Below are 21172 nucleotides of genomic sequence, written 5' to 3'. Positions count from 1 at the left end.
GTCCTCATTCTCCCGCTCCGCCGTGCAGGCTCTGCACCGGGTGGGCGGTGAGCTCCTGCACAGCGCGCAGGTCGCCGTGGATCTGGTCGACCGCCGCGTGGGCGCTCGCGACACAGGCGGGGATGCCGACGCCGTCGTACTGCGCGCCGCACACGGCGAGGCCGGGCAGCTTGGCGACGTGGTCGCGGACGCGGGCCACGCGCGCGTGGTGGCCGACCGGGTACTGGGGCAGGCCGTCCGTCCAGCGGGTGACGCGGGTCTCCACCGGGGCGGCGGCGAGACCGGTGGCGGCCTCCAGGTCGCCGCGGGAGACGGCCACCAGATCGGCGTCGGAGCGGTCCAGGATCGCCGTCTCGCCGTGGCGCCCCACGGAGGTGCGCAGCACGACGACGTCCGGGTCCTGGTCGGCGATCCAGCCCCACTTCTGCGAGGCGAACGTCGACGCCTTGATGGTGCGTCCGTCGACGGGCGGCACGAGGAAGCCGCTGCCGTCGGGTAGCGCGGCGGCATCGGAGCGGCGGTAGGCGAGGGTGATCAGGGCCATGGAGGCGTACTCGACGGCGCGCAGTTCGGCGGCGGCCCCGGGCGACTCGGCGGCCAGCAGCGCGGCGGCGGCGGGCGCGGGGACGGCGACGATCACGGCGTCGGCGTGCAGCACCCGGTCGCCGGCGACGACCCGCCAGCACGCCGCGTCCGCGTCGCCGTCCGCGCCCTCGGCCGGCACGGACGTCCTGCGCAGCTCGGTGACCGGCGCGCCGGTGACGATCTCGCCGCCCCGCGCGCGGACCGACTCGGCGACCGCGAGCGGCAGGGAGCCCACCCCGCCCTCGATGCCCATGAACACGGGCCCGGTCTGCTGAGCTGCGGCGGCCTTGGCCTGGATCTCGCGGACGGCCTCGGTGAGCGAGGTGTGCGTGCGCGCCGCCTCGAAGAGCTGGGGGACGGCCGAGCGCATCGAGAGGCGGTAGGCGTCACCGGCGTAGACGCCGCCCAGCAGCGGCTCCACGAGACGGTCGACGACCTCACGGCCGAGGCGGGCCGCCACGTACTCCCCCACCGCGACGTCCTCGCCGACCTCCGTGCGGGGCAGGTCGGCGTCCCGCTCGACACGCGCGAGGCCCTCGTCGGAGAGGACGCCGGCGAGGGCGGAGGCGGTGCCGGGGACGCCCATGACGTGCCCCTTGGGCATGGGGCGCAGCGCGCCGCGGGTCCACAGGGACGCGGTGGCGGTGGCCGGCGGCCGGAGCCGGTCGGCGAGGCCCGCCTCGCGCGCGAGGGCGACCGCCTCGGGCCGGCGCGCCAGCATCGACTCCGCGCCGAGGTCGACACGGACGCCCGCGATCTCGCCGGGCAGCAGCTTGCCGCCGACCCGGTCCGAAGCCTCCAGCACGGTCACGCGCGCGCCGCGCTCCAGCAGCCGGTGGGCCGCGGCCAGGCCCGCGACACCGGCTCCCACGACGACGACATGCCCGCTGCCCGTGCCCGTTGCGCTCATGCCCCCACTCTCTCAGAACCCGCTGACACTCCCGTCGCGCCCGGTGTCCCTTCCGCGTCCCGACCGTGACCTGTTCGGGACCGTCGGCCGCCAACGTTCCGGTCCGCCCCGGCGTCGAAGGACCGTCAGCCGTTCCACGACTCTCGGGGGTTCGCCCGCATGCGCACACGACGATCCGTACGGACCGTACGACCGGCCCGGGCCCTGGCCGGACTCCTGCTCGCCGCCGTTGCGCTCACCGGCTGCGGCGCCGGGGGCGACTCGGGCGACGCGCCTTCCCGGATGAAGGACGCGGCCGCCGCGCCGGGCGAGGCCGACGGCGCGAAAGCGGACGCCGAGGAGGGCGCGGGCCCGGCGGCGAGCGGGGCGCGGCCCGGCGCCGCGCCGAAGCTCCCGGTCGACCACGTCATCCGCACCGCCACCCTGACCGTGCAGGTCAAGGATGTCCCCAAGGCCCTCGACACCGCCCGCTCGGCCACCGAGAACGCAGGCGGCTACATCGGCGACGAGACCACCACCCGCGATGTGGACAGCGCCGAGCAGACGCGGGTCGTACTGCGCGTGCCGGTCGGGAAGTACGACGACGTCCTCGCCGCCCTTCAGGGCGCGGGCACGCTCCTGGAACGCACGGCGAAGGCCCAGGACGTCGGCGACCAGGTCGTCGACGTGGACAGCCGCGTCGCCTCGCAGCGGGCCAGCGTGGCCCGGGTCCGGGCGCTGATGGACCGGGCCACCAAGCTGACCGACGTGGTCGCCCTGGAGGGCGAACTGAGCCGCCGCGAGGCGGACCTGGAGGCGCTGCTGGCCCGGCAGGCGTCCTTGAAGGACCGCACGAGCATGGCCACCGTGACGCTGACGCTGACAGAGACGCCGGTGAAGAAGGCCGCCGAGGACGAAGACCCCGGATTCCTGGACGCACTGGCCGGCGGCTGGCACGCACTGCTGACGACACTGCGCTGGATCGCCGTCGCAATCGGCGCGGCATTGCCGTTCGCCGTCCCGGCCCTGGTGATCCTCCTGGCCTGGCGACGCCTGCACCGAGCCCGACACGAAACCCGGCCGGATGAGCCCACCGAGGACTGACCCGCCCGCCTCCCCGAGCCGGGAGGCGCCCCGGCGGAGAATAGGAGGCGGCGGCCGCCGTCCGGGCGGCGCGGGGCGCGGACGGGGGGGGACCGGTCCGAGAATGACCCGGGCGGGCCCCACGACCCGGGCCGCACCGGCGGGGAGTGGCCCGGGCGGGAGTGAAGTGGGGTGCGGTCGTAGCGTGTTCGCATGAGCTTGAGTGAGAGCGTGCGGGGTGGGGACAGTGGGCGGGAGCGTCTGGTCGTGGTCGGTGGGGATGCCGCGGGGATGTCCGCGGCGTCCCGGGCCCGTCGGCTGAAGGGGCCCGGGGAGCTGGAGATCGTGGCCTTCGAGCGCGGGCACTTCACGTCCTACTCGGCGTGTGGCATCCCGTACTGGGTGGGCGGTGACGTGCCCGACCGGGACGACCTGGTCGCCCGCACGCCCGAGGCGCACCGCGCCCGCGGGATCGACCTGCGGCTGCGCACGGAGGTCACCGAGATCGACGTGCCCGGACAGCGGGTACGCGCGCGTGACGTCGACTCCGGCGCCGAGTCCTGGACGTCGTACGACAAGCTCGTCATCGCGACCGGGGCCCGGCCGATCCGGCCGGACATGCCGGGCGCGGACGCCGACGGGGTGCACGGGGTGCAGACCCTGGACGACGGCCAGGAGCTGATCGACACGCTCACGCGTGCGCGTGGCCGGCGCGCGGTGGTGGTCGGCGCGGGCTACATCGGCGTGGAGATGGCCGAGGCCCTCATCAACCGCGGATATGAGGTGACGGTCGTCAACCGGGGCAGCGAGCCGATGTCCACGCTGGACGCGGACATGGGCCGGCTGGTGCACGAGGCCATGGAGGGCCTCGGCATCACCATGGTGAACGACGCCGAGGTCACCAGGCTGCTCACCGGCGAGAACGGCCGGGTACGGGCCGTCGTCACGGACGACGCCGAGTACCCGGCGGACGTGGTGGTCCTCGGTCTCGGCGTCCGTCCGGAGACGAGCCTGGCGGAGGCCGCCGGCCTGCCCCTGGGCGCCCACGGCGGTCTGCTCACCGACCTGGCGATGCGGGTGCGCGGCCACGAGAACATCTGGGCCGGCGGCGACTGCGTGGAGGTCCTCGACCTGGTGTCGGGCCGGGAGCGCCACGTCGCCCTGGGCACGCACGCCAACAAGCACGGCCAGGTCATCGGCACCAACGTCGGCGGCAGTTACGCCACCTTCCCCGGCGTCGTCGGCACCGCCGTCAGCAAGGTGTGCGACCTGGAGATCGCCCGCACGGGCCTGCGGGAGAAGGACGCGCGCCGGGCCGGACTCCGGTTCGAGACGGTCACCGTGGAGTCCACCAGCCGCGCCGGCTACTACCCCGGCGCCTCCCCCATGACGGTCAAGATGCTCGCCGAGCGGCGGACGGGCCGCCTGCTCGGCGTGCAGATCGTCGGCAGGGAGGGCGCGGCCAAGCGCGTCGACATCGCCGCGGTGGCCCTGACGGCCGGCATGACGGTGGAGCAGATGACCGCCCTGGACCTGGGCTACGCCCCGCCGTTCAGCCCGGTGTGGGACCCGGTGCTGGTGGCGGCCCGCAAGGCGGCGGCGAAGGTACGGGGCGACTGATCCGCCGGACGGGCCCCTAAGCCGTCCCGGACAGCCTCGGCAGCGTGGAGACCGGTGAGCCGGACGTCGGCGGCTGCTCCGTCGGCTTGGCGTGCGCGGCGGTCGCGGGCCGGGAGCGCAGCCGGTGGCTCACCGCCTCGTCCAGCGTGACCGGCCGCTGCGACTGGGAGGCGAGCCGTGCCGCCTCCTGGCCGAGCCTGGCCACGTCCTCCCAGGGGAGTCTGATCACGAGCGCGATCTCCGCCTCGCCGTCGGGCAGGGCGTGCATCGGGGGAGTAACCCGGTCGTTCATCGCCTGTTCCTCACGTCGTCCCCGCGGCCCGCATCCCCGTGCCGCGGACGGTTGACGCTTCATACGCGGCCACGGGAGGGCGCGTTCACCGATTCACCGAACGGATCGGGGGCAGTACTTCCTTGTGGTCATCCCCGTCCATGACGTGAACCCCGTGCGCCGTACTCCGGTGGTGACGTACGCGCTGATCGGCGTGAACGTCTTCGTGTTCTTCTTCATGCCCGGCCTGTCGGGCTCCGTGGCCGGCGACAGCACCCTGGTGCAGACGTGCAACCTGCACGCGTTCCTGGAGCAGTACGCGGCCGTGCCGACCGAGTTGATCCACCATCAGCTGCCGCAGCTCGTCCCCACGGGCGACGCGCGCGACGGCGGCTGCGTGCTGGGCCCGCCCGGCTACGACAAGTCCCCGGCGCTGAGCGTCCTCACCGCGATGTTCCTGCACGGCGGATGGCTGCATCTGCTGGGCAACATGCTGTTCCTGCTGATCTTCGGCAACAACATCGAGGACCGCATGGGCCACCTGCGCTTCGCGCTGTTCTACGTCGCCTGCGGTTACGCGGCGTCGTACGGCTTCGCGCTGCTGAACGCCGACTCCACCGATCCGCTGATCGGCGCGTCGGGGGCGATCGCGGGGGTGCTGGGCGCCTATCTGGTGCTGTATCCGAAGGCCAGGGTGTGGGTGCTGGTGCCCTTCCTGATCTTCCTGCCGCTGCGGCTGCCGGCCTGGCTGGTGCTCGGCTTCTGGTTCGTGCTGCAGGCGGTGTACTCCTACGGCGAGGGCGTCTCCGAGGCGGGCACCGTGGCGTACGCGGCGCACATCGTCGGCTTCCTCGCCGGCATGCTGCTCGCCTGGCCCCTCAAGCCGGGCACGCCCCCGCCGCCGGAGCCGGGCGGCCTGCTCTTCGGCAGGCGGGCCCGGCCCCGGCAGACGTGGTGAGCGACTCGCCCGCCGGTCAGCCGGCGGTCTGGGTGTGGACGTAGTCCACGAGGCGGGTGAGGGCGTCCGGGTCGGTGGACGGCATGACGCCGTGGCCGAGGTTGAAGATGTGGCCCTCCAGACCGGCGGCGGCGTCGAGGACCTCGCGGGTCTTGGTCTCGACGGCCTCGCGGGTGGCGAAGAGGACGGTCGGGTCCAGGTTGCCCTGGAGCGCCTTGCCGGGGCCGACGCGCCGGGCGGCCTCGTCCAGCGGGACACGCCAGTCGACTCCGACGACGTCCGCGCCGGCCTCGCCCATGAGCGTCAGCAGCTCGCCGGTGCCCACACCGAAGTGGATGCGCGGGACGCCGTACCCGGCGACGGCGTCGAAGACCTTCGCGGAGGCCGGCAGCACCGAGCGGCGGTAGTCGGACGGGGCGAGGGCGCCGGCCCAGGAGTCGAACAGCTGGACGGCGGAGGCGCCCGCCTCGATCTGCACCTTCAGGAACGTGGCCGTGATGCCGGCGAGGCGGTCGAGCAGGTCGGCCCAGAGCTCGGGGTCGCCGTACATCATCGCCTTGGCGTTCTCGTAGGTGCGCGAGGGGCCGCCCTCGACGAGGTAGCTCGCGAGGGTGAAGGGCGCGCCGGCGAAGCCGATGAGGGGGGTGGCGCCGAGCTCCCGGGTGAGCAGGCCGATCGCCTCGGTGACGTAGGAGACGTCCTCGGGGGTGAGTTCGCGCAGCCGGGCGAGGTCGGCGCGGGTGCGGACCGGCTGTTCGACGACCGGGCCGACGCCGGGCTTGATGTCGAGGTCGACGCCGATGGCCTTGAGCGGGACGACGATGTCGCTGAAGTAGATCGCCGCGTCCACGTTGTGCCGGCGGACCGGCTGGAGGGTGATCTCGGTGACCAGTTCGGGCCGCATGCAGGACTCGAGCATCGGGATGCCCTCGCGGACCTTGCGGTACTCCGGCAGGGAGCGCCCGGCCTGCCGCATGAACCACACGGGCGTGTGCGGCACGGGTTCACGCCTGCACGCCTTCAGGAAGGGGCTGTCGTACGTCGCTGTCGGCTGCCGGCCCGCCGGGCCCTCGTTCACGCTCACGACGGCAAGTCTCGCACGGCGCCGGAACCGGTGCGGCCGCCCTCTTCCGGGCCCCCTCCCCGGCGCTCTCCGGGGCCCGCCGCCCGCGCGCGTGTTCGCCCAGCGCGCATCCGCCCGCGGCCCGCGCGCGGGTGTCTTGCCCTGCGCGAAGGCCCCGTTCCCTTTAATCTTCCCCGCATGGCTGCGGCTCAGGGACGACTGTCGGACGGCACGGACGGAATGGACGACGGGAACGAGGAGGACCGGAATGGGACCAGTTCGGCTCCGCCGCCCTTCCGGGCCGCCGTCGACGCGCTGAGGGCCGCCCGGCTGCGGCCACAGATCGAGGTCGAGCCGACGCCCGCCCCGCAGCGGCTCGCGCCGCACGCGTACGCGTTGGAGGCGACCGTCGTGGACGGCGACCTTGACCTGGCCGACGGCCGGCTGGTGCTGCTGCACGACCCCGCCGGGCACGAAGCGTGGCGCGGCACGTTCCGGCTGGTGACGCTGATCCGGGCCGAGCTGGAGCAGGAGATGGCCGTCGATCCGCTGCTGCCGGAGGTGTGCTGGTCCTGGCTGACGGGCGCGCTCCAGGCCCGTGGGCTGACCTACGGCGAGCCGAGCGGGACCGTGACGCGCGCGAGTTCGCACTACTTCGGCGGGCTGTCGGAGCGTCCTGCGGCCTCCCAGATCGAGATCCGGGCCTCGTGGACGCCCCGGGAGGGGCTCGGCGGAGTGCCGGACACGGGGGCGCATCTGGCGTCCTGGTGCGATCTGCTGGCCCAGGTGGCGGGGCTGCCGCCGGCCGGGCCCGGGGACGCCTCGGTGGTGACGCTCCCCCAGCGGCGGGACCCCCAGGCCCGCTGACCCCCGGCGGGATCCCGGGGGCGCCGCCCCCGCCACGAGACCTCAGGCGCGCTGCCCTCACGGCAGCGCGCCTTTGTCGTTCCGTACCCCAGTCCGGGGAACCCCTGTGCTGCCGGAAACCTCGCGCCGCCCCCATTGACCATCTCTTTGTCGATACGACCACTTTCGATCTCGTACGACACCCACTCAAACCGACTCGATCTTCGGATGATCGATCGCGTGTCCGAATTGCACAGATTGTTACTCACTAGATCGTGATCATCCCCTAAAGGACACCGGGCCCGGTGCCGAAGACGACTGTGACCTTGAAAGCACGGTTCGCCCCGGCTCCACTCCCCACGAGCCGGCCCGTCCCGCAACCCAGGAGGCCTGGTGTCCGTTCTCCTCGAGCAGCCCGCAAGCCTGGTCGCCTACCGCCCGAACAAGCCCACCGCCATGGTGGTCGTGGCCGACCCGCGCGTCCGCTCCACCGTCACCCGCCATCTGTGGGCGCTCGGTGTGCGCGATGTCATCGAGGCCTCGTCCGTCGCGGAGGCTCGTCCCCGCATCGGCAACCCCCGCGACATCTGCGTCGCCGACGTCCACCTTCCCGACGGCTCCGGCCTGACCCTGCTGTCGGAGACCCGTGCCGCCGGCTGGCCCAACGGGCTCGCCCTGTCCGCCGCCGACGACATCGGAGCCGTGCGCAACGCCCTCGCGGGCGGCGTCAAGGGCTACGTCGTCACCGGCACCCGTACCAACGTCGGGCTCCCCACCCGGCCCGGCGCCGCCCCCATCGGCGCGGCCGCCGCCCGCCTCCACCGCCGCCCCCCGGGCGCCCCGAGCCACCCGGGCGGCTACCGCGAGCTGTCGGGCCGCGAGGTGGAGGTGCTCAGACTGGTCGCCGAAGGCCAGTCCAACAAGGCCATCGGCGTCTCCATGGGCCTGTCCGCGCTGACCGTCAAGAGCCACCTCGCCCGCATCGCCCGCAAGCTCGGCACGGGCGACCGCGCCGGCATGGTCGCGGTCGCCCTGCGGACCGGCATCATCCACTGACCCCCACCCCCACCCTGACCTCGCACCGACCGCTCCGCCTTGCGACCATTGCCCTGAACCGACCGACCGCCGTCCCGACCCTTACGGGACTGCCCGATCGATCACCGATCTGACCGGTTTACGACCCCGCGAAGCCCGCCGACGGAACGTTCCGTCGGCGGGCGACGCCCCCACACGGATACCCTTGACAGGTGACCGACGCCCAAGAAACCGCAGCAGCCAGCTCACTGCGAACCACCGGAGGCGCCCCTCCGGACGACGGCGGATCGACTGCTTCCGGGGCGCCGACACCTCTCCTCGAACCGCGCGAGGGTATCCCCGAGGTGATCGCCGACGAGGCCTCGCTCGCCGAGGTGATCGCCGCGTTCGCCGCCGGCTCCGGCCCCGTCGCCGTCGACGCCGAGCGCGCCTCCGGTTACCGCTACGGACAGCGCGCCTATCTGGTGCAGCTGCGCCGCCAGGGCGCCGGCACCGCGCTGATCGACCCCGTCGCCTGCCCCGACCTCTCCGCACTGGGCGAGGCGCTCTCCGGCGTCGAGTGGGTGCTGCACGCCGCCACCCAGGACCTGCCCTGCCTGCGCGAGATAGGCATGGTGCCGACGCGGCTGTTCGACACCGAGCTGGCCGGACGGCTGGCCGGGTTCCCGCGGGTCGGCCTCGGCGCGATGGTCGAGGGTGTCCTCGGCTTCGTACTGGAGAAGGGGCATTCCGCCGTCGACTGGTCGACCCGCCCGCTGCCCGAGCCGTGGCTGCGCTACGCGGCTCTGGACGTCGAGCTGCTCGTCGACCTGCGCGACGCGCTGGAGAAGGAGCTCGACCGGCAGGGCAAGCTGGAATGGGCTCGCCAGGAGTTCGACGCGATCGCCTCCGCGCCGCCGCCGGAGCCCCGCAAGGACCCCTGGCGCCGTACGTCCGGCATGCACAAGGTGCGCCGCCGCCGGCAGCTCGGCGTGGTGCGGGAGCTGTGGCAGACCCGGGACCGGATCGCGCAGCGGCGGGACGTCTCGCCGGGCAAGGTGCTGTCGGACGCGGCCATCGTGGAGGCGGCGCTCGCCCTTCCCACCACCGTGCAGGCGCTCGCGGCGCTGAACGGCTTCGGGCACCGGATGGGGCGGCGCCAGCTGGAGCAGTGGCAGGCCGCCGTCGACCGGGTGAGGTCGCTGACGGAGGCGCAGCTGCCGCTGCCGGGGCAGTCGGTCGCCGGGCCGCCCCCGCCCCGGGCGTGGGCCGACAAGGACCCGGCGGCCGCCGCGCGGCTGTCCGCAGCGCGGGCCGCGGTGTCGGCGCTCGCCGAGGAGCTGAACATGCCCCAGGAGAACCTGATCGCGCCGGACAGCGTGCGCCGGGTCTGCTGGGAGCCGCCCGCGCAGGCCGACGAGAGCGCGGTCGCGGCAGCCCTCGCGGGACTCGGCGCGCGTCCATGGCAGGTGGAGCAGGTGACACCGGCCCTGACCGCCGCCCTTTCCGCCAAGCCGGCCTGAGCCCCGCAGGCGAACGGACGGCGGTCGGAAGCGGGGCAGGGGCGGCGAGATCACGCCAAGATCTGCGGCGGCCGCGCCCGCCGGTGTGACCTTCGCCGCTCGCCACGCGAGGACTGGGCAGCTACGTTACTCAGAAGTAGCATGGTCTGAGCAAGCGCTCAGCGTCCCGCACCTGGAGGAGAGCCATCGTGCCTCGTACCGTCAGGGACGTCGTCTTCGTCGACGGCGTCCGTACCCCGTTCGGCAAGGCGGGCCCGAAGGGCATCTACCACGAGACCCGCGCCGACGACCTCGTCGTGAAGGCGATCCGGGAGCTGCTGCGCCGCAACCCCGGGCTCGACCCCGCGAAGATCGACGAGGTCGCCATCGCCGCGACCACGCAGATCGGCGACCAGGGCCTCACCATCGGCCGCACCGCCGGGATCCTGGCCGGCCTCCCCCAGTCGGTCCCCGGCTACTCCATCGACCGCATGTGCGCAGGCGCCCTGACCGCCGTCACCTCGGTCGCCGGCTCCGTCGCCTTCGGCGCGTACGACATCGCCGTCGCCGGCGGTGTCGAGCACATGGGCCGCCACCCGATGGGCGAGGGCGTCGACCCCAACCCGCGCTTCGTCAGCGAGAAGCTGGTCGACGAGTCCGCGCTGTTCATGGGCATGACTGCGGAGAACCTGCACGACCGCTACCCGCAGATCACCAAGCAGCGCGCCGACGAGTACGCCGTGCGCTCCCAGGAGAAGGCCGCCAAGGCGTACGCCAACGGCAAGATCCAGGCCGACCTGGTGCCGATCTCGGTGCGCCGCACCAACCCGGAGGCCGGTGAGACGGGCTGGGGCCTGGTCACCGCCGACGAGCCGATGCGCCCGGGCACGACCCTGGAGAACCTCCAGGGCCTGAAGACCCCGTTCCGCGTCCACGGCCGGGTCACCGCCGGCAACGCGGCCGGTCTGAACGACGGCGCCACCGCGTCGCTCATCGCGTCCGAGGACTTCGCCCGCGCCAACGACCTGCCGGTCAAGATGCGCCTGGTGTCCTACTCCTTCGCGGGCGTCGAGCCCGAGGTCATGGGCTACGGCCCGATCCCGGCCACGGAGAAGGCACTGGCCCAGGCGGGCCTGTCCATCTCCGACATCGGCCTGTTCGAGATCAACGAGGCCTTCGCCGTCCAGGTCCTGGCCTTCCTGGACCACTACGGCATCGCCGACGACGACGAGCGCGTCAACCAGTACGGCGGCGCCATCGCCTTCGGCCACCCGCTCGCCTCCTCTGGCGTCCGTCTGATGACGCAGCTGGCCCGCCAGTTCGAGGAGCAGCCGCAGGTCCGTTACGGCCTGACCACCATGTGCGTCGGCTTCGGCATGGGCGCGACGGTCATCTGGGAGAACCCGCACTTCGAGGGGGACAAGTGAGCACCACCGCTGAGCTGTTGAAGGGTGCGGCCGAGCTGTTCCCGGACGAGGTCGTCACCCAGGCGCACGTACGCCACCTGGACCTGCCGTTCGGCGCCGGGCGCTTCGCCCTGATCACGCTGGACAACGGTTTCGACCACACCAAGCCGACCACCTTCGGCCCCGCGTCGCTGGCGAACCTGAACCTCGCCATCGACCAGGTCGAGAAGGAGGCCGCGGCCGGCGACATCGTCGGTGTCGGCATCACGGGCAAGCCGTTCATCTTCGCCGTCGGCGCGGACCTCAAGGGCGTCGAGCTCCTCAAGGAGCACAAGGACGCGCTCGCCATCGGCAAGGGCGGCCACGAGGTGTTCAAGCGCCTCGCGGGCCTCGGTGTGCCGACCTTCGCGTACTACAACGGCGCGGCCATGGGCGGCGGCGTCGAGGTCGGCCTGCACTGCACCTACCGCACGGTGTCCGCGGCGCTGCCCGCGTTCTCGCTCCCCGAGGTCTTCCTCGGCCTGGTCCCCGGCTGGGGCGGCTGCACGCTGCTGCCGAACCTGATCGGCGCCGACAAGGCCGTCTCGGTGATCATCGAGAACTCGCTCAACCAGAACAAGCAGCTCAAGGGCGCGCAGGTCTACGAGCTGGGCATCGCCGACGCGCTGTTCGAGGGCGCGGACTTCCTGGAGCAGTCGCTGCTGTGGACGGCGTCCGTCCTCAAGGGCGAGATCGTCGTCGACCGCCCGGTGATCGACCGCGGCGAGGCCTGGGACCAGGCCGTCGCCAAGGGCCGTTTCATCGCGGACTCCAAGGTGCACGGCGCGGCCCCGGCCGCCTACCGCGCCCTCGACATCATCGCCGCCGCCAAGAACGGCGACCTCCAGCAGGGCTACGACGCCGAGGACAAGGCGCTCGCCGACCTGATCATGGGCGGTGAACTGCGCGCCGGCATCTACGCGTTCAACCTGGTGCAGAAGCGCGGCAAGCGTCCCGCGGGCGCCCCGGACAAGAACCTCGCCCGTCCGGTCACCAAGGTCGGCGTCGTGGGCGCGGGCCTCATGGCCTCCCAGCTCGCGCTGCTGTTCCTGCGCCGCCTGGAGGTGCCGGTCGTGCTGACCGACATCGACCAGGAGCGCGTCGACAAGGGTGTGGGCTACGTCCACGCCGAGATCGAGAAGCTGCTCGGCAAGGGCCGTATCAACCAGGACAAGGCCAACCGCCTCAAGGCGCTGGTGTCCGGCGTCCTGGACAAGGCCGAGGGCTTCTCCGACGCGGACTTCGTGATCGAGGCCGTGTTCGAGGAGATCGGCGTCAAGCAGCAGGTGTTCGCGGAGGTCGAGGCGGTCGCCCCCGCGCACGCGATCTTCGCCACCAACACCTCCTCGCTGTCGGTCTCCGAGATGGCGTCGAAGCTGAAGCACCCCGAGCGGGTCGTAGGCTTCCACTTCTTCAACCCGGTCGCCGTCCTGCCGCTGCTCGAGATCGTCCGCGGCGAGCAGACCGACGACGCCTCGCTGGCCACGGCGTTCGCCGTCGCCAAGAAGCTGAAGAAGACCGCGGTGCTGACGAAGGACGCCCCGGCGTTCGTCGTGAACCGCATCCTGACCCGCTTCATGGGCGAGGTGCAGAACGTCATCGACGAGGGCACCCCGGTCGACATCGCGGAGAAGGCGGTGGAGCCGCTCGGCCTGCCGATGTCCCCGCTGGTGCTGCTGGAGCTGGTCGGCCCGGCGATCGGTCTGCACGTCTCCCAGACGCTCAACCGCGCGTTCCCGGACCGCTTCACGGTCTCCCCGAACCTCAAGGCGGTCGTCGAGGCGGGCAAGCGCGGCTTCTACGTCTACGACAGCGGCAAGCCGGAGCTGGACCCGGAGGTCGCCGCGCTGCTGAAGCAGGGCGATGTGGTCCTCACCGAGGAGCAGGTGCGCGCCCGCGTGCTGGAGGCCGTGGCGCAGGAGATCGGGCTCATGCTCGACGAGGGCGTCGTCGCCGAGGCCCAGGACATCGACCTGTGCCTGATCACCGGCGCGGGCTGGCCCTTCCACCTGGGCGGCATCACGCCGTACCTGGACCGCGAGGGCGTGTCGGAGCGGGTGAACGGCAAGCGTTTCCTGGCTCCGGGCGTGGCGTCCGTCCCGGCGTAACCGCCGTACGGCACACGGGAGTACGACCGTGAAGAGGGCCTCCGCCGGTTCGGCGGGGGCCCTCTGCCGTACTCGTCCCTCCCCTCAGACCTCCTGCCAGGACGCCGGCGCGGGGCCCGGCTCGCCGGCGTGGAGGCGGGCGACGAGGAGGCGGCCGGTCGACGGGGACAGGGCCGCCGCGACCACCCGGCCCTCGTCGTCCTTCGCGAGGGCCACCTCGGTGTCGTCGGGCAGCGTCGGCCCGGACTCGGTCCAGCCGCCGGCCGCTTCCTCCCCGGCGCGGTACGCGGTGAAGGCGACGCGGCCGTCCGTCGAGCGCTGGGCGAGCAACGTGACGTCCCGGCCGTCGAGTTCGCACCGGACGGCGGCCACCGGGCCGGGGCCCGCCACCGGCGCCACCGTGACCGGCTCGCCGCCCGGACGCCAGGCGCGCAGGTCGCCGGAGTCGTCGGCGTAGAAGAGCGTGGTCTCCTCGGAGGAGGTGGCCAGGGCCCTGAGGGTGCCGGGCCGGACCGGCGTGCGAAGGAACTCGGCCGCCGCCACCCGCTTGGCCGGCGCGTCCTGCCGTCGGCGCAGGATGCCGCCGCCGACCACGGTGTACACCTCCACGCACCCCGACTCCCCCACCATGGCGGCCGGCGGCCCCTGCGTCCGGGCCCCCTCCGTCTCCGGTCGGTCCTCCAGCACGCGCCAGGGCCCCCAGCCGCCCTTCTCCTTCTGCGCGATCATGCGCAGCCCGCCGTCGCCGCAGCGCACGAAGACGTGCGCCCGCCCCTGGTGGTCCACGGCCACCGCGGGCGGGCCCGTGCGGTCGCCCTTGGTGTCCGGGTGCCCGAGAGGGGTCCAGTCCATCGGGGAGAGCAGCGGACGGAAGTGGGTCGAGTGCACCACGCCCGCCTCGCCCTTCCCGAGGGGCCGCCAGGAGACCAGGTGTGCGTAGCCGTCGACGCCTCGGCCGACGGCGAGGACCGGGTGCACCTTCTGGTCGCCGCCGACTTTGCGGGGTGCCTGCCAAGAACCGCCCGGGGCCTGCTCGGCCCGGCACAGGACGCCGTCGTCCGACGTGAGGTAGACACAGAGCCGCCCGTCACGCCCGCGTATAAGCCAATCGCCGTTCATCGGCTCACTCTAAGCCGCGGACATCGGGTGCCGTGCGCCGCCCGTGCGACCCTGGGCGCATGGACGACGACAATGACCCTGTGCTGGTGATCGTGGACGCCGCGAACGTGGTCGGGTCGGTGCCGGACGGCTGGTGGCGGGACCGGCGCGGCGCCGCCGAACGGCTGCGGGACCGGCTGGCGGCGGACGGGCTGCCGGGGCACTCCGGGCCCGCGGAGATCGTCCTCGTCGTGGAGGGCGCGGCCCGCGGAGTCCCGACGGTGCCCGGCGTACGGGTGGAGTCGGCACCCGGCAGCGGCGACGACCACATCGTCGCCCTGGTGTCCGACGCGACGGACCGCCGACGCCTGGTGGTGACGGCCGACCGAGAACTACGCCGCCGGGTGACGGAACTGGGCGCGGAGGTGACGGGCCCCCGCACGGTACGCGGCTGACACCCCGCACGGGAGCCCACCGGCCCCGCCGGGGTCGCACCGCCCCGCGGGCTTCCAACCGCCCCGGGGCGCAGCCCACTCAACGAGCCTCCGGCCCCGTCGGCGTCATATCCGCCCGGCGAGCATCCAGCCCCCCGGGGGCGCAGCCCACTCAACGGGTCTTCGGGCGCCGCTCGGGCGCGGAGCCGTCAGTGGGCTTGCGGGCCCGCCGGGGGCGCCGCCTGGGCCGGTGCGGCCTCGCCGCGACCCAGGCGGCTGTGGGAGCGGCCGTACAGGAAGTAGACGGCGATGCCGATGACCATCCAGACGGCGAAGCGGAGCCAGGTCTCGGCGGGCAGGTTGAGCATGAGCCACAGGGAGGCGGCCACCGACAGGATCGGGATGACCGGCACCCACGGGGTGCGGAAGGCCCGGTGCAGGTCGGGGCGGGTCCGGCGGAGGATGATCACGCCGATGGCGACGACGACGAAGGCGAACAGGGTGCCGATGTTGACCAGTTCGGCCAGCTCGCTCAGCGGCGTGAAGCCGGCCAGGATCGCGATGAGCACACCGAGCAGGATGGTCGGCCGGTGCGGGGTCTTGAAGCGCGGGTGGACCTGGGAGAAGAAGCGGGGCAGCAGTCCGTCGCGGCTCATCGCGAAGAAGACCCGGGTCTGTCCGAGCAGCAGGATCATGCAGACCGTGGTGAGGCCGACGGCGGCGCCGAAGCTGATGAACCCGGCGAACCAGGGGTGCCCGGTGGCCTTGAAGGCGTCGGCGAGCGGCGCGGTGACGGACAGCCTGCTGTAGTGCTGCATGCCGGTCACGACGATCGACACCAGCACGTACAGCGCGGTGCAGATGACGAGCGAGCCGAGGATGCCGCGGGGCATGTCCCGCTGCGGGTTCCTGGTCTCCTCAGCGGCCGTGGCGACGACGTCGAAGCCGATGAAGGCGAAGAAGACGACCGACGCGGCCGTGAAGATGCCCAGCACGCCGAAGTTGGACGGCGCCCAGCCGAACATCAGCTGGATCAGCGGGGACTGGAGGCTGTCGCCCGGCGGTACCGGCTGCGACTTCGGGATGAACGGCTTGTAGTTGTCACCGTCGATCAGGAAGGCCCCCGCGACGATCACCGTGAGCACGACGGTCACCTTGATGGCGACGACGACCGTGGTCACGCGCGCGGAGAGCTTGGTGCCGATCACCAGGATGGCGGTGAGCACCAGCACCAGCAGCGCGGCGAGGAGGTCGAAGCCGAAGCCCGTGGCGCCGTCCCGCACGCCGAGCGTGGCCGGCAGGTGCACGCCCACGTTGTCCAGCAGCGAGTGGATGTACCCGGACCAGCCGACGGCGACCACCGCCGTGCCGAGCGCGAACTCCAGGACGAGGTCCCAGCCGATGATCCAGGCGGGCAGCTCCCCCAGGGAGGCGTACGAGAACGTGTACGCGGAGCCCGCCACCGGGACGGTGGAGGCGAACTCGGCGTAGCAGAGCGCGGCGAGCGCGCAGACGACGCCGGACACCACGAAGGCCAGGGCGACGGCGGGACCGGCGTTGTTCTTGGCCACGGTGCCGGTGAGGACGAAGATGCCGGTGCCGATGATGACGCCGACGCCGAAGACGGTCAGGTCCAGCGCGGACAAGGACTTCTTGAGCGCGTGCTCTGGCTCCTCGGTATCGAGGATGGACTGCTCGACCTTCTTCGTCCGGAAGAGGGTGCTGCTCACGGGGGTACCTCCCACGCTGTGTCGTCCTCGACATGATCGAGAGGGGGCGTATTGCGTATGCCCCGGCGCGGGCGCGTTAACGCGAATGGGCCGGTGCGACCACTCCTTACAGTGGTCGCACCGGCCCATCCGGGCGTGTCGGGTGGCGTCAGTCGCGCGCGGACTCGACCGCGTCGGCCGCCGCCGTCGTCCCGCCGTACCGGCCGTCGAGCCGGGAGACCAGGCCGGTGACCTGGCGGGCGATGTCGGGGGCGGTCAGGCCGATCTCGGCCATGACCTCGGCGCGGGAGGCGTGGTCGAGGAAGCGCGGCGGGATGCCGAAGTCGCGCAGCGGGACGTCGACGCCGGCGTCGCGCAGGGCCTGGGAGATCGCGGAGCCGACGCCGCCGACGCGGGAGTTGTCCTCGACGGTGACGACGACGCGGTGGCGGTCGGCGAGCGGGGCCATCGCCTCGTCGACGGGCTTGACCCAGCGGGGGTCGACGACGGTGGTGGTGATGCCCTGCCGGTCGAGCAGCGCGGCGATCTCCAGGCACATCGGGGCGAGGGCGCCCACGGAGACGAGCAGCACGTCGGGCCGGTCGGTGCCGGGCTCGCGCAGCACGTCCATGCCGCCCACGCGGCCCACGGCGGGCACGGCGGGGCCGACGGCGCCCTTGGAGAAGCGGACGACGGTCGGGGCGTCGTCGACGGCGACGGCCTCGCGCAGCTGGGCGCGCACCTGGTCGGCGTCGCGCGGCGCGGCCAGCCGCAGGCCGGGGACGACCTGGAGGATCGACATGTCCCACATGCCGTTGTGGGAGGCGCCGTCGGTGCCCGTGACGCCGGCCCGGTCCAGGACGAAGGTGACGCCGCACTTGTGCAGGGCGACGTCCATCAGCACCTGGTCGAAGGCGCGGTTGAGGAAGGTGGCGTAGACGGCGAAGACGGGGTGCACGCCCGCATGCGCGAGGCCCGCGGCGGAGACGGCGCCGTGCTGCTCGGCGATGCCGACGTCGTAGACGCGCTCGGGGAAGGCCTTGGCGAACTTGTCGAGGCCGACGGGCTGGAGCATCGCGGCGGTGATGGCGACGATGTCCTCGCGCTCCTTGCCGAGCTCGACCATCTCGTCGCCGAAGACGGAGGTCCAGTCGGCGCCGGAGGTGGAGATCGGCAGGCCGGTGTCCGGGTGGATCTTGCCGACGGCGTGGAAACGGTCGGCCTCGTCCTGGAGGGCGGGCTGGTAGCCGCGGCCCTTCTCGGTGAGGCAGTGCACGATGACGGGGCCGCCGAACCGCTTGGCGCGGGCCAGCGCAGACTCCAGGGCCTCGAGGTCGTGGCCGTCGATGGGGCCGACGTACTTCAGGCCGAGGTCCTCGAACATGCCCTGGGGGGCGACCAGGTCCTTCAGTCCCTTCTTGGCGCCGTGCAGGGTCTCGTACAGGGGCCGTCCGACGACCGGCGTGCGGTCGAGGATCTCCTTGGTACGGGTGAGGAAGCGCTCGTAGCCGTCGGTCGTGCGCAGCGTGGCCAGGTGGTTGGCGAGGCCGCCGATGGTCGGCGCGTAGGAGCGCTCGTTGTCGTTGACGACGATGACGAGCGGGCGGTCCTTGGCCTCGGCGATGTTGTTGAGCGCCTCCCAGGCCATGCCGCCGGTCAGGGCGCCGTCGCCGATGACGGCCACGACGTGGCTGTCGCGATCCAGCAGCTGGTTGGCCTTGGCGATGCCGTCGGCCCAGCCCAGCACCGTGGAGGCGTGGCTGTTCTCGATGACGTCGTGCTCGGACTCGGCCTGCGAGGGGTAGCCGGACAGGCCGCCCTTCATCTTCAGCCGGGAGAAGTCCTGCCGCCCGGTGAGCAGCTTGTGCACGTAGGACTGGTGGCCGGTGTCCCAGAGCACCTTGTCCTTGGGGGACTCGAAGACGCGGTGCAGGGCGATGGTGAGCTCGACCACGCCGAGGTTGGGGCCGAGGTGGCCGCCGGTCTTGGAGACGGCGTCGACGAGGAAGCTCCGGATCTCCCCGGCCAGCAGGGTCAGCTCCTCCGGGCTGAGCCGGTCCAGATCGCGCGGTCCCCTGATGCGGGTCAGCAGCGGCACCCGTGCCTCCTTGCAGTAGAGCTGATCGAGCTGTTTCCGGGCGCATCGAGTCTAATGTTCCGCCCGGGCGGACGGCGCCCACCCCGTGCGTAGTACGTCACGCCGGGTCAGTTCCCGTGACGGCGGTCCCCGTCACACGGGTCGTGCCCGGGCCGCCCGCACACGACCCTGCCCGGCACCGAGGACGGTGCCGGGCAGGGGTGCGGGGCTTTGTCGTGCCTGGTGAACCGTTATCCGCGGCCCGCGGCCTTCTGGCTGCGGCGGGAGACGGAGTCGATGACGACCGCGCCGAGCAGGACACCACCGGTGATCATGTACTGGATCGAGGTGTTCATGTTCAGCAGGTTCAGCCCGGTCGTGATCGACTGGATGACGAGCATGCCCAGCAGCGCGGACCACACGGAGCCGCGGCCGCCGAAGAGGCTGGTGCCGCCGATGACCGCCGCGGCGATGGCCAGCATCAGGGTGTTGCCGCCGCCCGCGTTCAGCGTCGCGGACGCGGTCTGGCCGGCGAAGAACATGCCGCCGATCGCGGCGAAGCCGCCGGAGATGGCGAACACCGTGATGCGGATCATCGGCACGTTGATGCCGGCGCGGCGTGCGGCCTCGATGCCGCCGCCGACCGCGAACACCTTGCGGCCGTACGTGGTGCGGCGCAGCACGAAGTCCACGATCACCAGCGCCGCGAGGAAGATCACCAGCGCGTTGGAGACGCCCTGGGCGTTGTTCAGCACGGCGGCGGCGGCGAAGGAGGCGACGGCCAGCAGGCCGACCCGGACGAGGATCTCGCCGGTGGGCCGGAAGGGCACGCCGGCGGCCTTGCGGCGGCGCTGCTCGCCGAAGTTGCCGACGAGGGAGAGCACGACGCCGAGGCCGGCCAGCAGGTAGGCGCCGACGATGGCCTGGTCCATGAAGAAGGAGCTCTGGCCGAGGATGTGGACGGGGCCGTCGTCGGAGGGGATGTTGATGGTGCCGGTCGAGCCGAGCAGCCACAGCATCAGGCCGTTCCAGCCGAGGAAGCCGGCGAGGGTCACCACGAACGCCGGTACGCCGATCTTGGCGAAGAACCAGCCGTGCAGCGCGCCGATGCCGAGGCCCGTGACGATGGCGAGGATCAGCGCCAGCCAGCCGTTCATGCCGTGCTCCACGACGAACACGGCGAAGAGCGTGGAGGCCAGACCGCTGACGGAGCCGACGGACAGGTCGATCTCGCCGAGCAGCAGGACGAACACCAGGCCGATGGCGAGCATGCCGGTGGCCGACATGAAGTAGCTGATGTCGGAGAGGTTGTCGGCGCTCAGGAAGCGGTCGTTCTTCGACTGGAAGATGACCCAGATGATGATCAGGCCGAGGACGACCGGGAGCGAGCCGAGCTCGCCGCCCTTGATCTTGCGCTTGAACTCGGTGACGTATCCCTTGAGGCCCTCTTCGCGGACCAGCAGGCGCGGGTCGACGACGGCGACCGGGGCGGCCGTCGGGTCGTCGGCGGGCGCGACCGTGGTCTGGTCCTCCACGACGCCGTCGGTCTTGACGTCCCCGGCGGCGCTCTTGACGGTCTTGGACGTGTCGCTCACTTGGCCGCCTCCGTGGTGCGACGTCCGGCACGACGGGTGACGGCGTTGTCCGTGGCACCCGTGATGGCGGCGATGATCTCTTCGTGGCTGGTGTCCTTCACGGGGAAGGAACCGTTGTTCTTGCCCAGGCGCAGGACGGCGACGGTGTCCGCGACCGCCTTCACGTCGGCCATGTTGTGGCTGATGAGGATGACGCCGAGGTCGCGCTCGCGCAGCCGCTCGACGAGGTCGAGGACCTGCGCGGTCTGCTCGACGCCGAGGGCGGCGGTGGGCTCGTCCAGGATGACGACCTTGGGGTCGCCGATCAGAGCGCGGGCGATGGCGACGACCTGGCGCTGGCCTCCGGAGAGGCTGGCGATCGGGATGCGCACACTGGGGATGCGGATGGAGAGCGTGGACAGCAGCTCGCGGGCGTTCTTCTCCATCATCACCTCGTCGATGACGCCGCGGTGCAGCAGCTCGCGCCCGAGGTAGAGATTGCCGACCACGTCGAGGTTGTCGCACAGGGCGAGGTCCTGGTAGACCGTCGCGACGCCGAGTCCCTGGGCGTCGTGCGGCTTGTTGATGCTGACCGGCTTGCCCTCCCACTCGATGACGCCCTCATCGATGGGGTGGACACCCGCGATCGTCTTGACCAGGGTGGACTTTCCTGCGCCGTTGTCGCCGACCAGCGCGACGACCTCTCCGGCGTGGACCTCCAGTTCGACGTCGGTGAGGGCCTGGACCGCACCGAATCGCTTGGAGACTCCGCGCAACGCCAGCACGGGCGTAGCGGACACGTGAACCATCTCCTTCGCCGCCTGACCGGCGGGGATGCCGCGCTGTGGGACAGGCGCGGAGGGATGTGCGGGGCGGTCGCGGGTGGGCGGCGCCTG

17 protein-coding genes are annotated in these 21172 nt (G+C 72.4%); 9 read left to right on the top strand and 8 right to left on the bottom strand.

Going from position 1 to position 21172, the window contains the following annotated elements; genetic code table 11:
• Nucleotides 1-4: 4 nt before the first annotated feature.
• The gene (gene hemG, locus ACIOC0_RS21955) at nucleotides 5-1495 is read right to left on the bottom strand and encodes a protoporphyrinogen oxidase (protein ID WP_402156885.1); all 1491 of its coding nucleotides are present in this window, start codon (nucleotides 1493-1495) and stop codon (nucleotides 5-7) included.
• A gap of 159 nt (nucleotides 1496-1654) precedes the next feature.
• Between hemG and ACIOC0_RS21950 the strand changes: the two genes are divergently transcribed.
• Nucleotides 1655-2578: a DUF4349 domain-containing protein gene (locus tag ACIOC0_RS21950; protein WP_402156884.1), complete on the top strand. Its 924-nt coding sequence runs from the start codon at nucleotides 1655-1657 to the stop codon at nucleotides 2576-2578.
• 192 nt (nucleotides 2579-2770) lie between these two features.
• Entirely contained in the window at nucleotides 2771-4177 is a 1407-nt protein-coding gene (locus ACIOC0_RS21945; RefSeq protein WP_402156883.1) for an FAD-dependent oxidoreductase, read from the top strand.
• 16 nt (nucleotides 4178-4193) lie between these two features.
• Here the strand turns inward: ACIOC0_RS21945 and ACIOC0_RS21940 are convergent, their stop codons facing one another.
• Nucleotides 4194-4469 carry a hypothetical protein gene (locus ACIOC0_RS21940; RefSeq protein ID WP_402156882.1) on the bottom strand — a complete coding sequence of 92 codons (276 nt, stop codon included), beginning with the start codon at nucleotides 4467-4469 and terminating at the stop codon, nucleotides 4194-4196.
• A gap of 124 nt (nucleotides 4470-4593) precedes the next feature.
• Here ACIOC0_RS21940 and ACIOC0_RS21935 point away from each other — a divergent pair, with 124 nt between their 5' ends.
• Nucleotides 4594-5406, top strand: a complete 813-nt coding sequence (locus ACIOC0_RS21935; RefSeq protein WP_402156880.1) for a rhomboid family intramembrane serine protease — start codon at nucleotides 4594-4596, stop codon at nucleotides 5404-5406.
• A gap of 16 nt (nucleotides 5407-5422) precedes the next feature.
• Here the strand turns inward: ACIOC0_RS21935 and hemE are convergent, their stop codons facing one another.
• On the bottom strand, nucleotides 5423-6490 hold the full coding sequence (gene hemE, locus ACIOC0_RS21930; protein ID WP_402156878.1) for a uroporphyrinogen decarboxylase: 1068 nt from the start codon (nucleotides 6488-6490) through the stop codon (nucleotides 5423-5425).
• Between the two features lie 177 nt (nucleotides 6491-6667).
• Between hemE and ACIOC0_RS21925 the strand changes: the two genes are divergently transcribed.
• The 5 genes from ACIOC0_RS21925 to ACIOC0_RS21905 all read left to right on the top strand — a co-directional run bounded on the left by ACIOC0_RS21925 (nucleotide 6668) and on the right by ACIOC0_RS21905 (nucleotide 13384).
• Entirely contained in the window at nucleotides 6668-7336 is a 669-nt protein-coding gene (locus ACIOC0_RS21925; protein WP_130438077.1) for a DUF3000 domain-containing protein, read from the top strand.
• 372 nt (nucleotides 7337-7708) lie between these two features.
• A complete protein-coding gene (locus ACIOC0_RS21920; RefSeq protein ID WP_003972894.1) occupies nucleotides 7709-8371 on the top strand; it encodes a response regulator transcription factor in 663 nt (220 codons plus the stop codon).
• A 191-nt stretch (nucleotides 8372-8562) separates the two neighbouring features.
• Nucleotides 8563-9852 (top strand): ribonuclease D, encoded by a 1290-nt coding sequence (locus ACIOC0_RS21915; protein ID WP_351092163.1) that lies wholly within the window; start codon nucleotides 8563-8565, stop codon nucleotides 9850-9852.
• A 188-nt stretch (nucleotides 9853-10040) separates the two neighbouring features.
• Nucleotides 10041-11258, top strand: coding sequence for an acetyl-CoA C-acyltransferase (locus tag ACIOC0_RS21910; RefSeq protein WP_130438079.1), 1218 nt, complete (start codon nucleotides 10041-10043; stop codon nucleotides 11256-11258).
• Nucleotides 11255-13384, top strand: a complete 2130-nt coding sequence (locus ACIOC0_RS21905; RefSeq protein ID WP_402156876.1) for a 3-hydroxyacyl-CoA dehydrogenase NAD-binding domain-containing protein — start codon at nucleotides 11255-11257, stop codon at nucleotides 13382-13384. Before ACIOC0_RS21910 ends, ACIOC0_RS21905 begins: the two co-directional genes overlap by 4 nt.
• Before the next feature lie 84 nt (nucleotides 13385-13468).
• Here ACIOC0_RS21905 and ACIOC0_RS21900 read toward each other — a convergent pair whose 3' ends face one another.
• Entirely contained in the window at nucleotides 13469-14503 is a 1035-nt protein-coding gene (locus tag ACIOC0_RS21900; RefSeq protein ID WP_402156875.1) for a hypothetical protein, read from the bottom strand.
• Between the two features lie 59 nt (nucleotides 14504-14562).
• Here ACIOC0_RS21900 and ACIOC0_RS21895 point away from each other — a divergent pair, with 59 nt between their 5' ends.
• Complete coding sequence (locus ACIOC0_RS21895; protein ID WP_402156874.1) at nucleotides 14563-14937, top strand: NTP pyrophosphohydrolase; 375 nt, start codon at nucleotides 14563-14565, stop codon at nucleotides 14935-14937.
• 188 nt (nucleotides 14938-15125) lie between these two features.
• Here ACIOC0_RS21895 and ACIOC0_RS21890 read toward each other — a convergent pair whose 3' ends face one another.
• From ACIOC0_RS21890 to ACIOC0_RS21875, 4 genes are all read right to left on the bottom strand, one after another.
• On the bottom strand, nucleotides 15126-16646 hold the full coding sequence (locus tag ACIOC0_RS21890) for an amino acid permease (protein ID WP_402156873.1): 1521 nt from the start codon (nucleotides 16644-16646) through the stop codon (nucleotides 15126-15128).
• Between the two features lie 148 nt (nucleotides 16647-16794).
• Nucleotides 16795-18723 carry a 1-deoxy-D-xylulose-5-phosphate synthase gene (gene dxs / locus ACIOC0_RS21885; RefSeq protein WP_402156872.1) on the bottom strand — a complete coding sequence of 643 codons (1929 nt, stop codon included), beginning with the start codon at nucleotides 18721-18723 and terminating at the stop codon, nucleotides 16795-16797.
• Between the two features lie 230 nt (nucleotides 18724-18953).
• Nucleotides 18954-20297, bottom strand: a complete 1344-nt coding sequence (locus ACIOC0_RS21880; protein WP_402156871.1) for a sugar ABC transporter permease — start codon at nucleotides 20295-20297, stop codon at nucleotides 18954-18956.
• Nucleotides 20294-21085 carry an ATP-binding cassette domain-containing protein gene (locus ACIOC0_RS21875; protein ID WP_130438086.1) on the bottom strand — a complete coding sequence of 264 codons (792 nt, stop codon included), beginning with the start codon at nucleotides 21083-21085 and terminating at the stop codon, nucleotides 20294-20296. Before ACIOC0_RS21875 ends, ACIOC0_RS21880 begins: the two co-directional genes overlap by 4 nt.
• Between the last annotated feature and the right edge of the window lie 87 nt (nucleotides 21086-21172).

The organism is Streptomyces sp. NPDC088254 (assembly GCF_044740925.1).
In the GTDB taxonomy this organism is placed as follows: Bacteria; Actinomycetota; Actinomycetes; order Streptomycetales; family Streptomycetaceae; genus Streptomyces.
The sequence above is the reverse complement of the archived record's forward strand: the minus strand, read 5'-3'. Positions and strand labels throughout refer to the sequence as shown.

Excerpts from the sequence above, each read along its gene's own strand:
- hemG (WP_402156885.1), bottom strand. The coding sequence starts at position 1,495 with ATGAGCGCAACGGGCACGGGCAGCGGGCATGTCGTCGTCGTGGGAGCC.
- ACIOC0_RS21950 (WP_402156884.1), top strand. The coding sequence starts at position 1,655 with ATGCGCACACGACGATCCGTACGGACCGTACGACCGGCCCGGGCCCTG.
- ACIOC0_RS21945 (WP_402156883.1), top strand. The coding sequence starts at position 2,771 with ATGAGCTTGAGTGAGAGCGTGCGGGGTGGGGACAGTGGGCGGGAGCGT.
- ACIOC0_RS21940 (WP_402156882.1), bottom strand. The coding sequence starts at position 4,469 with ATGAACGACCGGGTTACTCCCCCGATGCACGCCCTGCCCGACGGCGAG.
- ACIOC0_RS21925 (WP_130438077.1), top strand. The coding sequence starts at position 6,668 with ATGGCTGCGGCTCAGGGACGACTGTCGGACGGCACGGACGGAATGGAC.
- ACIOC0_RS21900 (WP_402156875.1), bottom strand. The coding sequence starts at position 14,503 with ATGAACGGCGATTGGCTTATACGCGGGCGTGACGGGCGGCTCTGTGTC.
- ACIOC0_RS21895 (WP_402156874.1), top strand. The coding sequence starts at position 14,563 with ATGGACGACGACAATGACCCTGTGCTGGTGATCGTGGACGCCGCGAAC.
- ACIOC0_RS21875 (WP_130438086.1), bottom strand. The coding sequence starts at position 21,085 with ATGGTTCACGTGTCCGCTACGCCCGTGCTGGCGTTGCGCGGAGTCTCC.